This is a genomic window from Lacinutrix himadriensis (assembly GCF_001418105.1).
Lineage (GTDB): Bacteria > Bacteroidota > Bacteroidia > Flavobacteriales > Flavobacteriaceae > Oceanihabitans > Oceanihabitans himadriense.
Genome location: NZ_LIQI01000031.1, coordinates 1 through 16,405 on the forward strand (window position 1 = coordinate 1; position 16,405 = coordinate 16,405).

Annotated in this window: 8 protein-coding genes and 1 tRNA gene; 7 read left to right on the top strand and 2 right to left on the bottom strand. The window is 35.9% G+C overall.

Annotated elements, in window-relative coordinates; translation table 11 throughout:
* The 5 genes from AMD28_RS18650 to AMD28_RS18955 all read left to right on the top strand — a co-directional run.
* Positions 1 to 1,176, top strand: a 1,176-nt coding sequence (locus AMD28_RS18650) for a beta strand repeat-containing protein (RefSeq protein WP_420806058.1), incomplete at its 5' end; no start/stop codon positions are given.
* Positions 1,177 to 1,389: 213 nt separating this feature from the next.
* On the top strand, positions 1,390 to 1,710 hold the full coding sequence (locus tag AMD28_RS15975) for a hypothetical protein (protein ID WP_055445154.1): 321 nt from the start codon (positions 1,390 to 1,392) through the stop codon (positions 1,708 to 1,710).
* A 306-nt stretch (positions 1,711 to 2,016) separates the two neighbouring features.
* Positions 2,017 to 3,447 (top strand): T9SS type B sorting domain-containing protein, encoded by a 1,431-nt coding sequence (locus tag AMD28_RS18950; RefSeq protein ID WP_055445155.1) that lies wholly within the window; start codon positions 2,017 to 2,019, stop codon positions 3,445 to 3,447.
* Between the two features lie 254 nt (positions 3,448 to 3,701).
* Positions 3,702 to 9,914: an Ig-like domain-containing protein gene (locus tag AMD28_RS15985; RefSeq protein WP_055445156.1), complete on the top strand. Its 6,213-nt coding sequence runs from the start codon at positions 3,702 to 3,704 to the stop codon at positions 9,912 to 9,914.
* A gap of 109 nt (positions 9,915 to 10,023) precedes the next feature.
* Positions 10,024 to 11,799: a T9SS type B sorting domain-containing protein gene (locus AMD28_RS18955; RefSeq protein WP_241492534.1), complete on the top strand. Its 1,776-nt coding sequence runs from the start codon at positions 10,024 to 10,026 to the stop codon at positions 11,797 to 11,799.
* Between the two features lie 75 nt (positions 11,800 to 11,874).
* Here AMD28_RS18955 and AMD28_RS15995 read toward each other — a convergent pair whose 3' ends face one another.
* Together AMD28_RS15995 and AMD28_RS16000 are read right to left on the bottom strand one after the other, a co-directional pair.
* A complete protein-coding gene (locus tag AMD28_RS15995) occupies positions 11,875 to 13,467 on the bottom strand; it encodes an OmpP1/FadL family transporter (RefSeq protein WP_055445158.1) in 1,593 nt (530 codons plus the stop codon).
* A 99-nt stretch (positions 13,468 to 13,566) separates the two neighbouring features.
* Positions 13,567 to 14,553: a hypothetical protein gene (locus AMD28_RS16000; RefSeq protein ID WP_055445159.1), complete on the bottom strand. Its 987-nt coding sequence runs from the start codon at positions 14,551 to 14,553 to the stop codon at positions 13,567 to 13,569.
* Positions 14,554 to 14,654: 101 nt separating this feature from the next.
* Between AMD28_RS16000 and proS the strand changes: the two genes are divergently transcribed.
* Positions 14,655 to 16,133, top strand: coding sequence for a proline--tRNA ligase (gene proS, locus AMD28_RS16005; protein WP_055445160.1), 1,479 nt, complete (start codon positions 14,655 to 14,657; stop codon positions 16,131 to 16,133).
* A gap of 172 nt (positions 16,134 to 16,305) precedes the next feature.
* A tRNA-Glu gene (locus AMD28_RS16010) sits at positions 16,306 to 16,377 on the top strand.
* Positions 16,378 to 16,405: the final 28 nt, after the last annotated feature.

Sequence of the window (16,405 nt, forward strand, 5' to 3'; positions counted from 1 at the left end):
ATAAATGCGAATCCAACGGTAACATTAAGCAGTAATACCAGTACTTGTTCTGGTGGAACAGCAACATTTACCATTACAGGAACAGCGGGTGATATTGTCGATTATACTGGAATCACAGGTTCACCGGCAAGTCCAGTAACTTTAGATGCTTCGGGAGTTGCAATAGTCAACGTAGCTGGAGTAACCACAGGTCAAACCATAAATCTAACGAATGTTAGCAATCCAACGACAAGTTGTTCTGGAATACTTACTAATAGCGAAACGGTAATAATAAATGCAAATCCAACAGTTTCATTAAGTAGTAATACCAGTACTTGTTCTGGCGGAACAGCAAGTTTTACTATTACAGGAACAGCAGGCGACATCGTAGATTATACCGGAATCACGGGTTCACCGGCAAGTCCGGTAACTTTGGATGCTTCGGGAATAGCAATAGTCACCGTAATTGGAGTAACCACAAATCAAACCATAAATCTAACCAATGTAACTAATCCAACGACAAGTTGTTCTGGAGTATTAAGTAACACTGAAACAGTAACGATAAATGCAAATCCAACAGTTTTATTAAGTAGTAATACCAGTACTTGTTCTGGCGGAACAGCAAGTTTTACTATTACAGGAACAGCAGGCGACATCGTAGATTATACCGGAATCACGGGTTCACCGGCAAGTCCGGTAACTTTGGATGCTTCGGGAATAGCAATAGTCACCGTAATTGGAGTAACCACAAATCAAACCATAAATCTAACCAATGTAACTAATCCAACGACAAGTTGTTCTGGAGTATTAAGTAACACTGAAACAGTAACGATAAATGCAAATCCAACAGTTTTATTAAGTAGTAATACATCCACTTGTTCTGGCGGAACAGCAAGTTTCACCATTACAGGAACAGCAGGTGATATTGTAGATTACACAGGAGTCACAGGCTCGCCAGCAAGTCCGGTGATTTTGGATGCTTCGGGAATAGCAATAGTCACTGTAGCAGGAGTGACTGTAAACCAAACGATAAATCTAACTAATGTTACTAATCCAACGACAAGTTGTTCTGGAGTATTAAGTAATACCGAAACCGTAACGATAAATGCAAATCCAACAGTTATTAAGAGTAATACATCTACTTGTTCTGGCGGAACAGAACATTTACCATTACAGGAACCGCAGGTGATATTGTAGATTATACCGGAATCACAGGTTCACCGGCAAGTCCAGTAGCTTTAGATGCTTCGGGAGTTGCAATAGTAACTGTAACGGGAGCAACCACAAATCAAACCATAAATCTAACCAATGTTACTAATCCAGCGACAAGTTGTTCCGGAGTATTAAGTAATAGCGAAACGGTAATAATAAATGCAAATCCAATAGTTGCATTAAGTAGTAATACTTCACTTGTTCTGGGGAACAGCAATTTACCATTACAGGAACGCAGGCGACATCGTCGATTACACAGGAGTAACAGGTTCGCCAGCAAGTCCGGTGACTTTAGATGCTTCGGGAGTTGCAATAGTGAACGTAGCTGGAGTAACCACAGATCAAACCCTAAATCTAACGAATGTTAGCAATCCAACGACAAGCTGTTCCGGAGTATTAAGTAACAGTGAAACGGTAACGATAAATGCAAATCCAACAGTTTCATTAAGTAGTAATACCAGTACTTGTTCTGGGGAACAGCAAGTTTTACTATTACAGGAACAGCAGGCGACATCGTAGATTATACCGGAATCACAGGTCGCCAGCAAGTCCGGTACTTTAGATGCTTGGGATTGAACCATCAGCGTAACGGGAGTAACCACAGATCAAACGATAAATTTAACAAATGTTAGCAATCCAGCAACAAGCTGTTCGGGAGTATTAAGTAATAGCGAAACGGTAACGATAAATGCAAATCCAACAGTTTCATTAAGTAGTAATACCAGTACTTGTTCTGGCGGAACAGCAAGTTTTACTATTACAGGAACAGCAGGTGATATTGTCGATTATACAGGAATCACAGGAACACCAGCAAGTCCAGTAACTTTGGATGCTTCGGGAGTTGCAATAGTAACTGTAACGGGAGCAACCACAAATCAAACGATAAATCTAACCAATGTTACTAATCCAACGACAAGCTGTTCTGGAGTATTAAGTAACAGCGAAACCGTAACGATAAATGCGAATCCAAGCCTAATATCATTAACCGGTAATTCCGATATTTGTGAAGGAGATGTCGCTATTTTTACTATTTCTGGCGATCCAGGAAACGAAGTTTTTTATAATGTTAATGGAGGAGGAACTCAGCAAGTGGTTTTAAATCCTTTAGGCGAAGCACAAATTAGTGTTATAGGTGCAATCGTAAACCAAACAATAACCTTAGAGACTATAATAAATCCTATAACTACTTGTTCTAGTTTGTTAGGAAATACATTAGCTATAAATGTTACGCCGCTAGTTGATGCGTCTTTTAATATGCTTCCAAATTGTAATGGAGCAACGGCAAATGTTACAGGAGATATAGGTGGTGCTTTTAGTTTTAATCCAGTACCAACAGATGGAGCAAGTATCGATGGTGTTTCGGGAGAAGTTGTTAATGCTATTCCTAATACAACATATTCCGTTATGTATAGTGTATCTGGAATATGTAATACAGATACAGAAATAGTATCCTTTTCAGTGCTTCCTTTACCGGTTGTAGATTTACAAGATGAATTTTTAATCTGTTTAGATTCCGAAGGAAATATCATTAATCAACCAAGAATAGATTCCGATTTATCGATAACAGACTATTTGTTTGAATGGACAGAAATAAGTAATCCATCCGTAGTTTTAGGAACCAATACTTATTACGAGCCTATGGTTTCGGGGATTTATAATGTGCTAGTCACTAATGCTGTTACTGGTTGTTCTACTGTTGTTGGGGACATTAATTCGATAACAACAGTAACTAGTAGTATTATCCCAAGTGGATTAAACGCGATAATTACTTCGGAAACATTTGCAAACGAAAGCATAATAGAAGTCCGAGTGAATGAAGAGCCGGGAATTGTTTATGCATTTAGTTTAGATGGGAATACTTTTGAAAGTAATGGAACAAACGAATATGTGTTTTACAATGTGACTTCTGGAGAACACGAAGTGACAGCTATAGATGTTGCAGGTTGTGGAACGATAAGTACAACCGTTTTTATTTTAGATTATCCGTTGTTTTTTACACCAAATAATGATGGATACAATGATACTTGGCAAATTATAGGTTTAAAGAATCCATTGGATGCTAAGGTTTCTATTTATGACAGATATGGTAAGTTGCTAAAACAATTAAATTCAAATAATGAAGGTTGGGATGGAACTTTAAACGGGCAAGAATTACCATCTAGTGATTATTGGTTTACATTAGAATATAGAGATCCAAACAATCAATTAGATACTAGGAAAAAAGTATTTAACGGACATTTTACTTTAAAAAGATAATTGGAAACAGAGATGCTAAAGGTATTGATTTTATTCTCTTTACAAGGAAATAGAAATAATTATAAAAAAAAGGGATTAAAACAGATGCCTATTTTTATTCTATAATATAAATGAAGTATTTATTATTTCAAGATAATTTAACTAAATTTTCGCAAAATTTTTCTTAATTTTCGAGATTAATTCTAATTAAATATCATGATTAGTAACCTAAAGTTAGTTTTTTGTTACGATATCATTTATGTAAATCTCTCTTCATGAAAAGATTATTATCTTTATTTAGCTTTTTTCTAGTTCAATTTCTATGCGCTCAAGTTGGGCAGCAAACACCTTTAAGTTCAGGACCAGGTTCTCATTCTTTAGATATTACTTCTTCTAATGGTTTTGATCTAGATTGTGTAACTACGTGTACAGACCTTACGGCCAATTTTACAGAGTTTGGTAATACAGATGCGTATACCGTAGAAAGTATCCCTTTTGCGCCACAATTTAATTTTTCAAATTTAGCAAATCAAGTATTTTTTAATAATGGTTATATTGATGATGCATGGACAGATCCAATAAACTTACCTTTTGATTTTTGTTTTTTTGGTGATAGTTATAATCAAGTGCAAGTTGGTGGTAATGGGGTGATACGATTTGATATAGATCCGTCTGATACTGGTGGTGGTTCTAATAATTGGTCCTTTAACCAAACCATACCTAATAATACAAATTCTACCTTAGGCGAAGCCAATATATTTGGAGCAGCTCATGATATGGATCCAAGTGTTGGAGATCCAAATCTGTTAGAAATTGGATGGGAAATAAAAGGAACAGCGCCGTTTAGAGCCTTTATATATAGTTATTTTAATGTACCGCAATACGATTGTAATGAATTGCGAACCACGCAAATGATGATCTTTTATGAAACAACAAATATCATAGAGGTACTTATTTTAGACAAACCAGTATGTACTACTTGGAATAGTGGAGGAAGTGCTTTAATTGGAATTCAAAATAATGCAGGAACAGTAGCGTATACACCTACATCTCCAAATAGAAATACAGGGGATTGGCATGCAAGTCTAGAGGCTTGGCAATTTGTACCTTCTGATGGTACACCATCCGATAATTATACCTTCTCTTGGTTAGATGATACAGGCGCTGTAATAAGTAATAATGTAACTTTAAATGTTTGCCCTACAGCAACTACAACCTATACTGCTCAAGTAGAATATACTCCAGATTGTGGTTTTCCTGTGTCTGTGGTTACAAGAGATGTAACTATTAATGTAAATGGCGGAGCAATAATCACAGGAGATTTAAGTATTTGCGAAGGAGACACTACGCAATTAGCAGGAAGTGGAATACCAAGTGCAACTACACCATGGGTTTCTTCAGATACAGCAGTAGCTACCGTAGATAACACAGGGTTGGTAACAGGAGTAAGTCCTGGAACAGCAGACATTACCTATTCAGATAATACAGGATGTGTTGGAACAGTAACAGTAACCATTAATCCGATACTTTCTCCTTCTATAAGTTGTGGAACTTCTACTACCAGTTCTGCGCAATTTAATTGGGGTGCAATACCAGGAGCTACAGGATATACGGTTTCTTATCAAATTGGTTCAAACCCAATAGTAAGTATTGGAAACATTGGTAATATTTTAACGTATACCGCAACATCAACAGTTTCAGATCCTATTGTTGCAGGAGATACGGTGACAATAACAGTAACACCATTAGGAGGAGCAGGAACTTGTTTTGAAGCGAGTAGTTTTACATGTACTGCTGTCAATTGTACTGCACCAACTATCACAGGAACTTTAAGTGCTTGTTTGGCACAAACGACACAATTAACAGGAAGTGGAACAGCAAATGCAACAGCACCATGGGTTTCTTCAGATACCGGAGTCGCTACAGTAGATGCTTCAGGTTTAGTAACGGCAGTAAGTAGTGGAACATCAGATATTACGTATACCGATGATAACGGATGTGATGTAACCGAAACGGTAACGATCAACCCAATACTATCTCCAGCTATAAGTTGTGGAACTTCTACTACGACTTCCACACAATTTAATTGGAATACCATAGTTGGAACGACATCGTATACGGTTTCGTATCAGATTAACGGAAATCCAATCGTAAACATAGGAGACGTTGGTAATGTTTTGACGTATACAGCAACATCCACAGCTTCTGATCCTATAGTAGCAGGGGATACAGTGACAATAACGGTTACACCAATTGGAGCAACAGGAACCTGTTTTGAAGCAACTACTTTTACTTGTACAGCTATGAATTGTACAACACCAACAATTACGGGAACTTTAAGTGCTTGTGAAGGAGAAACTACCCAATTAACAGGAAGTGGAACTGCAAATACAACGGCGCCATGGGTATCCTCAGATACCGCAATAGCTACAGTTGATAATACAGGATTGGTAACAGGAATAAGTAATGGAACAGTAGGTATTACCTATACCGATGATAATGGTTGTGTAGTAACAGAAAACGTTACTATAAATGCAACACCAACCATCACAGGAACTTTAAGTATTTGTGAAGGATTTACCACACAATTAACAGGAGATGGAACAGCTAACGCAACAACGCCGTGGGTTTCTTCTGATACAGCAGTAGCTACAATAGATGGCACAGGATTAGTAACGGGAGTAACTAGCGGAACAGCAGATATTACCTATACTAATGATACTGGTTGTGTTGTAACAGAAACAGTTACCATAAATGCAACGCCAACAATTACAGGTACTTTAAGAGCATGTTTAGGATCTACTACTCAATTAACTGGAAGTGGAACAGCAAACGCAACAGCGCCATGGGTTTCTTCAGATACCGGAGTAGCTACAGTAGATACTTCAGGTTTAGTAACAGGAGTAACTAGTGGAACATCAGATATTACATATACCGATGCTAATGGTTGTACTGTAACGGTAACGGTTACCATCGACCCAATACTATCTCCTTCTGTAAGTTGTGGAACTTCTACTACCACTTCTACACAATTTAATTGGAATACAATAGCTGGAGCTACATCCTATACGGTTTCTTATCAGATTAACGGAAACCCAGTAGTAAACATTGGAGATATTGGTAATGTTTTAACCTATACAGCAACATCCACAGCCTCTGACCCTATAGTGGCAAGTGATTCTGTTATAATAACAGTAACACCAATAGGAGGAGCAGGAGTATGTTTTGAAGCAACTACGTTTACGTGTACAGCTATGAATTGTACAACGCCAATAGTTACAGGAACATTTTCTGCATGTATAGGAGATACTACGCAATTAACAGGAAATGGAACAGCAAGTGCAACAACACCATGGGTGTCTTCTGATACAGCAATAGCTACAGTAGATAATACCGGATTGGTAACAGGAATAAGTAATGGAACAGTAGGTATTACGTATACCGATGATAATGGTTGTGTAGTAACAGAAAACGTTACTATAAATGCAACGCCAACAATCACCGGAACTTTAAGTGTTTGTTTAGGACTTACCACGCAATTAACAGGAAGTGGAACAGCAAACGCAACTACGCCATGGATTTCATCAGATATGGCAGTAGCTACAATAGATAATGCCGGATTGGTAACAGCAGTAAGTATTGGAACAGCCGATATTACATATACAGACGTTAATGGTTGTGATGTAACGGTTACAGTAACTACTAATGCCATTCCAACAATCACAGGAACTTTAAGTGCTTGCGAAGGAGACACTACTACATTAACAGGAAGTGGAACAGCAAATGCAACAACACCTTGGGTTTCTTCAGATACTACAATAGCTACAGTGGATAATTCTGGAGTTGTAACAGGAGTAAGTACAGGAACAGCAGATATCACCTATACCGATGCTAATGGTTGTGATGTGACGGCAACAGTAACGATTAATGTAACGCCAACAATTACAGGAACATTAAGTGCTTGTGAAGGAGATGTTACACAGTTAACAGGAAGTGGAATAGCAAATGCAACAACGCCTTGGATTTCTTCAGATACGGCAGTAGCTACAGTAGATAGCACAGGGTTGGTGACAGGAGTAAGTAACGGAACAACCGATATTACATATACATCCGATAATGGTTGTGATGTAACGGTAACAGTAACTATTAACGCCATTCCAACTATTTCAGGAAACTTAATTATTTGCGAAGGAAGTGATACGCAATTAACAGGAAGTGGAACAGCAGCTGCAACAACACCTTGGATTTCTTCAGATATAACAATAGCAACTATTGATAATGCTGGATTAGTAACGGGAGTAAGTGCTGGAACTTCAGATATTACGTATACCGACGCTAATGGTTGTGATATCACGGTAACAGTAACTATTAATCCAACACCAACAATTACTGGTATATTATCGGTATGTACAGGAGATGATACGCAATTAACAGGAAGCGGAACAGCAAATGCAACATCGCCATGGGTTTCTTCTGATACTGCAATAGCGACGGTAGATAATACCGGATTGGTAACAGGGATAAGTAGTGGTACTGCAGATATTACGTACACAGATAATAACGATTGTACAGTAACAGTTACAGTAGCGGTTACAGTGCCAACAATCACAGGAACTTTAAGTGCTTGTCAAGGAGATGTTACACAGTTAACAGGTAGTGGAACAGCAAATGCAACTACGCCTTGGATTTCTTCAGATATAGCAATAGCGACTGTAGATAATGCAGGATTGGTAACAGGAGTAAGTGCTGGAACAGCCGATATTACATATACCGACGCAAATGGTTGTGATATAACGGTAACGGTAACTATTAATGCAACACCAACAATTACAGGAACTTTAATTGCTTGTGAAGGCGATACTACTTTGTTAACAGGAAGTGGAACAGCAGCTGCAACAAATCCTTGGGTTTCTTCAGATATAGCAATCGCTACTGTAGATAATGCAGGATTGGTAACAGGGGTAAGTAATGGAACAGCAGATATTACCTATACAGATGGTAATGGATGTGATGTAACAGTAACAGTTACTATTAATTCAACGCCAACAATCACAGGAACTTTAAGTGCTTGTGAAGGAGATGTTACACAGTTAACTGGAAGTGGAATAGCAAATGCTACAACGCCTTGGGTTTCTTCAAATACTGCAGTAGCTACTGTAGACAATACAGGGTTGGTAACAGGAGTAAGTAACGGAACATCTAATATTACATATACTTCAGATAATGGTTGTGATGTAACAGTAACCGTTACTATTAATGCCATTCCAACCATTTCAGGAAACTTGATTATTTGCGAAGCAAGTGATACGCAATTAACAGGAAGCGGAACAGCAGGTGTAACAACACCTTGGGTTTCTTCAGATACGGCAATAGCTACAGTTTCTAATACAGGATTAGTAACAGGAGTAAGCGCTGGAACAGCAGATATTACCTATACAGACACTAACGGTTGTGATATAACAACAACAGTATCTGTAAATGCAACGCCAACAATTACAGGTGTTTTATTGGTATGTATAGAAGATGATACGCAATTAACAGGAAGTGGAACAGCAAATGCAACATCGCCATGGGTTTCCTCAGATACAACAATAGCTACAGTAGATAATACAGGATTGGTAACAGGAGTAAATGGTGGTACAGTAGATATTACGTATACAGATAATAATGGCTGTTCCGTAGTAGAAACATTTACCGTGAATCCTAGACCGATTGTAGATCTACAGGATTCCTTTATACTATGTATGGATAATGATGGTAATATTGTGAATGATCCAACAATAGAAACTGGTTTGTCTACAGTAGATTATTCCTTTGAATGGACAGAAGCTGCTAATCCTACTACTATTTTAGGTACAGATTCTTTTTATGAGCCAATAGTTGCTGGAACGTATAGTGTGTTTATAACAAATAATAATACGGGTTGTGTAACTGTTGTTGGGGATCCTAATACCATGACTGTTGTAACAAATAGTATTCCGCCAACAGGATTAGACGTTGTGATTCTTTCGGAAACATTTGCAAGTGAAAATGTGCTTCAAGCAAGTGTAGATAATATTCCTGGAGCATCTTATGAGTTTAGTATTGATAATGGTCCTTTTGAAAGTAACGGAACAAATGTATATACGTTTGGTAATGTTTCTTCTGGAAATCATACGATAACCGTTAGAGATGCCGATGGTTGTGGAGATGATGATTTCACCATTTTTGTATTAGACTATCCTTTGTTTTTCACACCAAATAATGATGGACATAATGATACATGGCAAATTTCTGGTATTAATCCAGATGCCGTAATTTATATTTTTGATAGATATGGTAAATTACTAAAACAACTAAGTCCGACTAGCCTTGGTTGGGATGGAACATTTAATGGGCAACCTTTACCGTCTAGTGATTATTGGTTCTCTTTAGAATATATTGACCCTAATGATTTAGAAGATACAAGTGCCAAAGAGTTTGTAGCCCATTTTACTTTAAAAAGGTAAATTAATACTATAACTATCTAAACTATTGAATAACATAAGAAATTATCTTTTTTGCCTATTATTACTTTTGCCTTTTGTTTTTTGTTTTGGTCAACAAAGTGGAAATGATATGGGCTGTATTTCTGCAGATCCTATTTGTAGTTCATCAGAGCTTTCTTTTGAAAACACTTCAAGTAGTTTAACAGCAGAAGCAGGACCAAATTATGGTTGTTTAAGTACGCAACCTTATCCTGCTTGGTTTTTTCTAAAAATTGGAGAAAGTGGTGATGTCGAATTGAATATTGAACAAAGTAGTACCTTAAATGGTGTTCCAAATTTAGATGTAGATTTTATATTATACGGACCATTTGTAGATGTTTTAGATGCCTGTGATTCTGGTTTAACAAGTTTAAATATAATCGACTGCAGCTATTCTCCTAGTGAAACAGAAATAGCCAGTATTGATAATGCCATTTTAGGAGAATATTATTTGTTATTAATAACGAATTATTCTGGTCAATTTGGGTATATAACAGTAAATCAAAGTTCTGGTGCTGGATCTACAGATTGTTCTATTCTTGAAGAAATAGAAGCTTGTGAAGGAGATGCATTAGCGTTAGATGCGCAAACTACAAATGCAGATTCTTATATCTGGTATCAAGATGATGTTTTAAATCCGGGTTCCTTAGTGCTTATACCAAATGAAAATGATGAGGTGTTTTTCGCAATGGCTTCTAATACTTATGTCGCAGAAGCTTTTGATATTTCGGGAAACCTTTTAAAAACGTATACTTATGAAGTAAAGTTTTTAGAAAAGCCAGTCATTTCAAATGCAATACAGCCTTATGTGATTTGTGATAATTTAGAGGAAAACGATGGTATTGGTGAATTTGAATTGCATCTATGGGATGATGAAATACGAAATGGATTAGACGCAAACTCCTTTTCGGTTTCTTATTTTTCAAATGAAATAGACGCTCATGCTATAGAAAATCAATTACCTGATTTTTATGTAAATGATTCGCCTAATGAAACCATTGTAGTTAGAATAGATAATACAACTTCTAGCGCAACAGCATGTTATGTGTTAGGTGCTTTAGATTTGGAAGTAATACAGAAGCCACAAGTTTCTTTAGAGGATTATTTTATATGTACTTTTACTAATGGAACCGAAGAAATTACTAATCCAATAATAAAAACAGGATTATCTACAGCAGATTTTAGTTTTGAATGGACGGAAACTAGTGATCCAAATACCGTTTTGAGTACCGATTCTTTTTTTGCTCCAACAATAGCAGGAATTTATAATGTATTAGTAACAGATAATAGTACAACATGTTCTACAGAAATTGGTGATCCAGGTACCATCTCCATCATTACCGAAGGTTCTCCTCCTGTAGATTTTACAGCAGAAGTAATAACAAATACTTTTGCAAGTATCCATGTGATTGAAGCAAATATTGTAAGTAATAATGATACCGTTTTTGAATTTAGTTTAGATAATGGTGTTTTTTTAAATAATGGAACGAATACATTCTTGTTTAAAGATGTGCTTCCTGGAAATCATATCCTAACAGCAAGAGATATTAATGGTTGCGGAAAAGCTACTATTAATGTTCTTGTAGTTGGTTATCCGTTGTTGTTTACTCCAAATAATGATGGTTATAATGATACCTGGCAAATTTTAGGAATAGGTGATTTATTAGGTGCTAAAATTTCTATTTTTGATAGATATGGAAAGTTGCTAAAAGAACTAAGTCCTGGAAGTAAAGGATGGGATGGTACTTTTAAAGGGAGACCATTACCTCCCAATGATTATTGGTTCTCTATAGCATACAAAGTGGATAATGATGTAGAAGGTAAAAGCCAAAAAGAATTTACAGCTCATTTCTCTTTAAAAAGGTAAAAGAACAAAACTGGATATAAAAAAAACCTGAACAATTATTGTTCAGGTTTTTTTATGCTTAATGCTTATTTGGGTTTATAAGTTAAAACTAACAGACATGGTAATATTAGCATTTTTACTGTCTAAATTTGCAGCATCTGTTAAACCAACTTGATATAATTGATAGTTTGTTTCTCTTTGCCATTGATCGAAAGTTAGATCTAATTTTAGTTTTCCAAAGTTATAACCTAAACCTAAAGAATACCCTGTTAAGTCTCCAACGGTTTCATCGTCTTTATAAGGGCTTTCTTCCAATCTATAACCGCCTCTTAAACTAAACTGTTTTATTTTGTATTCACCACCTATTTTATAAGTAGCTGCAGTAGTTAGGTTATCGTTAATAATACTATTTTGATAAGAAAAATAAGCGTCTGAAGTAGGTTTGAATTTTGTATTACTATAATCTTTCATCGAATAATCAAAACTTAATAAACCACTAGTTCCAAAAACATAAGCTAGACTTCCCGTTAATTTTCCAGGTGTTTTTAGATTGTATTGTTGGTACAAATTAATCACTCTAGGATTTATATTGGCATTGTAAAAAGTACTTCCATCTTCTAAAGCAATACCATCATAACTTAACGTTTTAATAGATTGGCTAGTTTCATCTTCAATGGTGTACCAAGTAGGTGTATCATAAGACAACCCGATTCTTAGTTGTTTTGCTACTTTTAAAATACCACCAAGTTGTAACGATACTCCAGAGCCAATAGTTCTTAAGTTGTTTTCAAAACCAACTTCATTAATTAAAGAGCCTGCGTTGTTATTTTGTTCAAATAAGTATGTGGAACGTTCGTAGTTTATAAAATGGGTATTGATGTTAACTCCTAAGAATAAGTTTTCGCCATATTGAGTAGAAGCGTTAATTGTGAATTTTCCGTTATAACCAGTTGCAACATACGTATGTTCTTGTCTGTATTCACCATCTTTTATATTAGATGTGTAAACGGTATTGGTGTTGTCCGTTGTTTCTGGTTCTAAAATAAAAGATTGATACCCTAAAAAATTTTGTTGCTGTTGGCTGTTTTCTACTTCTCCTAGAAATTGGTAACTCAATTCGTTGTATAAATTATTATTGTTAGCAATAATGTTTTCATTAATGTTAAAGTATTGCGATAATTCGTTGTTAGAAGGATAAAACACAAACAGCTCCTGACCTTGTGCATTTTCTAAAAAATAATTCCCAATAGAGTTGCTAGTATTTGTTCCTTGGACAGACCAATCGTTATTATAATCTTCAATTTTATTATAGGAAATTCCTAATGTAAATTTTTTCCATTTCGAATTTGCATTTCCGTTATTAAAAACAAAAGCAGCACCAATTTGATTTAAATCGATATTCGAATCTGAAGAACTCTCTTTTCCGTTAAAATATTGCGTTTCTGTTTTGTTGTTCTGATTGGATAAAGATAGAGAGATGTGGCTATCATTAAAGACAGAAGATCCTGCAGGGTTAATAGTTATAGCACTCATATCTCCACCAAGGGCTCCAAAAGCACCACTTAATGCTCTATACCTTGCAGTTCCTTGAACATCATCTTTAGCATAACGTAAAGCATCTGTAATGTCCTGTGCATTAGTTAGTGAAATAGTTATAAAGCCTAAGCATAATAAGATTCCTTTTTTCATGTGTAATTAATTTAATTAGTATAAATAAAACGAGCTAACACCTTTAAATAAATTGGTTTGTTAGCTCGTTAGTATTTTTTTTTTTTTTTGAAATTGAATTTATCTTCTGCTACTGCTTCTACTAGAAGAACTACTTCTGCTAGAAGAGCTACTTCTTGTGGAAGAACTACTTCCATTTGAAGAAGACCTAGGCGTAGAGTAGGTGCTTGTTCTAGGTCTTGTTGTCGTAGTGTTTGTTCTAGTTCTAGTAGATTTAACTCTAGGTTTTGTCGTAGTATTTGTTCTAGGTGCTGTAGTAGTGTTTGTTCTAGGTCTAGTTGTTGTCGTAGTATTTGTTCTAGGTCTAGTAGTAGATTGCGTTGCTGTAGAGTTTCCACTTCTAGGAGATGTTGTTTGCGTTCTAGGTCTAGTTGTATTTCTTCCGCTTATAGCGCTACTTCTTCTAGAGATACTATTATGTCTGATTAAGTTAGTACCACGTCTTGAGTTGTGGTATGCAACATTATTTCTACCGTAATGATTGTGGTAACCGTAGTTGTTCCAATATGGGGAGTTATAATATCCTCCGTAACCATAATATCCGCTATAATAAGGAGAACCCCAAAAAGGATCATAAAAACCAGAGTAACCCCAACCATAACTCCAGTAAGGAGAATATCCGTAATAACCATATCCGTAAGGTCTGTACCAATTATTGTAACCATAACCACCAAAATTAGAGTATACATTTATGGTAACATCATTAGTGTCTTGTCCCCATCCTGCATAAGATTGTTGTTCTGTGTTGCTATCTTGCTCGACATAGTTACCTTCATAAGAGTCAATATCTGTGAAAACTTCTTCTTGTTCTTCTTCCTCTGTTATGTAGTCATATTCTGTAGCTTGTTCTTGAAAGTAATTTTTGTAGTATAAACTGCTATTGTCTTGAGCTACATCATTATTTGTTACAGGTTCTTGGCTTGTTCCATAAATACCATCATTGTCTTCGCTAACATATTGTGATGAACCACATGAAGCCAAAACAAAAGCAATAGCTAATAGCGCTAAAAAAGGCATTTGTGCTTTGGTGTATTTTTTAAATTGCATATCTCTTAAGATTTAATTGTTGAACTATACAAAAATAGTTAGTTTTGCTGAACTATTTCATTATTTAACATAGTCACAATATTTGTGCCAAAACCCTGTATATGAGCAAAAAACTAACAAGTAGAGCAGAAGACTACTCAAAATGGTATAACGAATTGGTCGTAAAGGCTGATTTAGCGGAGAACTCAGCAGTTCGTGGATGCATGGTAATTAAACCTTATGGGTATGCCATTTGGGAAAAGATGCAAGCCGAATTAGATAAAATGTTTAAAGAAACAGGACATCAAAACGCGTACTTTCCCCTTTTTGTACCTAAAAGTTTGTTTGAAGCAGAAGAAAAAAATGCAGAAGGCTTTGCAAAAGAATGTGCTATTGTTACACATTATAGATTACAAAGCGATCCAGATAACCCAGGAAAACTGCGTGTAGATCCGGAAGCAAAATTAGAAGAAGAATTAATAGTAAGACCAACTAGTGAAGCTATTATTTGGAATACCTTTAAAGGATGGGTACAATCGTATAGAGATTTACCTTTATTAATTAACCAATGGGCAAATGTTGTACGTTGGGAAATGCGTACTCGATTATTTCTTCGTACTGCAGAATTTTTATGGCAAGAAGGGCATACTGCACATGCAACAAAAGTAGAAGCTATTAAAGAAGCGGAATTAATGAATAACGTCTACGCAACCTTTGCGGAAAACTTTATGGCAATTCCAGTTGTAAAAGGAGTTAAAACAGAAAGCGAACGTTTTGCAGGTGCAGACGAAACCTATTGTATTGAAGCTTTAATGCAAGACGGAAAAGCATTACAAGCAGGTACTTCTCACTTTTTAGGTCAGAATTTTGCTAAAGCATTCGACGTAAAGTTTACTTCTAAAGAAGGGACAAAAGATTATGTATGGGCAACATCTTGGGGAGTTTCTACAAGATTAATGGGCGCTTTAATTATGACGCATAGTGATGATGAAGGATTGGTGTTACCTCCAAGTTTGGCTCCAAACCAAGTCGTTATTGTTCCTATATATAAAACAGAAGAACAATTTGAATCGGTTAGTAAAATTGCAAACCTTATTAAAAGCGATTTAAATGCAAAAGGAGTTTCTGTAAAATATGACAATAGAGACACGCACAGACCAGGAGCTAAGTTTGCACAACACGAATTACAAGGAGTGCCATTACGTATTGCTATTGGACCAAAAGACCTAGAAAACGGTACTGTAGAGATTGCTAGACGAGATACAAAAACAAAAGAGGTCATTGCGATAGATAATTTAACGTCGACTGTAGAAACGCTTCTAGAAGAAATTCAGAATAGTTTGTACAAAAAAGCACTTGATTTTAGAGATTCTCACATCACAGAAGTAGATAATTTTGATGATTTTAAAGAAATTTTAAATAATAAAGGAGGTTTTATTTCTGCGCACTGGGATGGTACAACAGAAACGGAAGATAAGATTCAAGAGCTTACAAAAGCTACAATACGCTGTATACCAATGGATACAAAAGAGGAAGATGGGAAATGTGTGTTTACAGGGAACCCTTCTAAGCGTAGAGTATTGTTTGCAAAAGCATATTAATTGAAATTTTTTAAAAAAAATATAGCTTAGCTATTGCAACATTTAAAAATAGTTGTATTTTTGCATCCGCAATGGAAACGTTGTGAGTTTTTTGAAAAGTATTGTAAATATTTAAAATAATTATTGTGGGTTTAAAAATAATAATTATATTTGCAATCTCAAAAGCAAAAATGGCCCGTTCGTCTATCGGCTAGGACGCATGGTTTTCATCCATGTAAGAGGGGTTCGATTCCCCTACGGGCTACATTTTTTAATAAAAAGAAAAAAAACAA

What these genes read in the sequence shown, in the direction of transcription:
- AMD28_RS15985 (WP_055445156.1), top strand. Translation starts at nt 3,702, where the DNA reads ATGAAAAGATTATTATCTTTATTTAGCTTTTTTCTAGTTCAATTTCTA.
- AMD28_RS18955 (WP_241492534.1), top strand. Translation starts at nt 10,024, where the DNA reads ATGGGCTGTATTTCTGCAGATCCTATTTGTAGTTCATCAGAGCTTTCT.
- AMD28_RS15995 (WP_055445158.1), bottom strand. Translation starts at nt 13,467, where the DNA reads ATGAAAAAAGGAATCTTATTATGCTTAGGCTTTATAACTATTTCACTA.
- AMD28_RS16000 (WP_055445159.1), bottom strand. Translation starts at nt 14,553, where the DNA reads ATGCAATTTAAAAAATACACCAAAGCACAAATGCCTTTTTTAGCGCTA.
- proS (WP_055445160.1), top strand. Translation starts at nt 14,655, where the DNA reads ATGAGCAAAAAACTAACAAGTAGAGCAGAAGACTACTCAAAATGGTAT.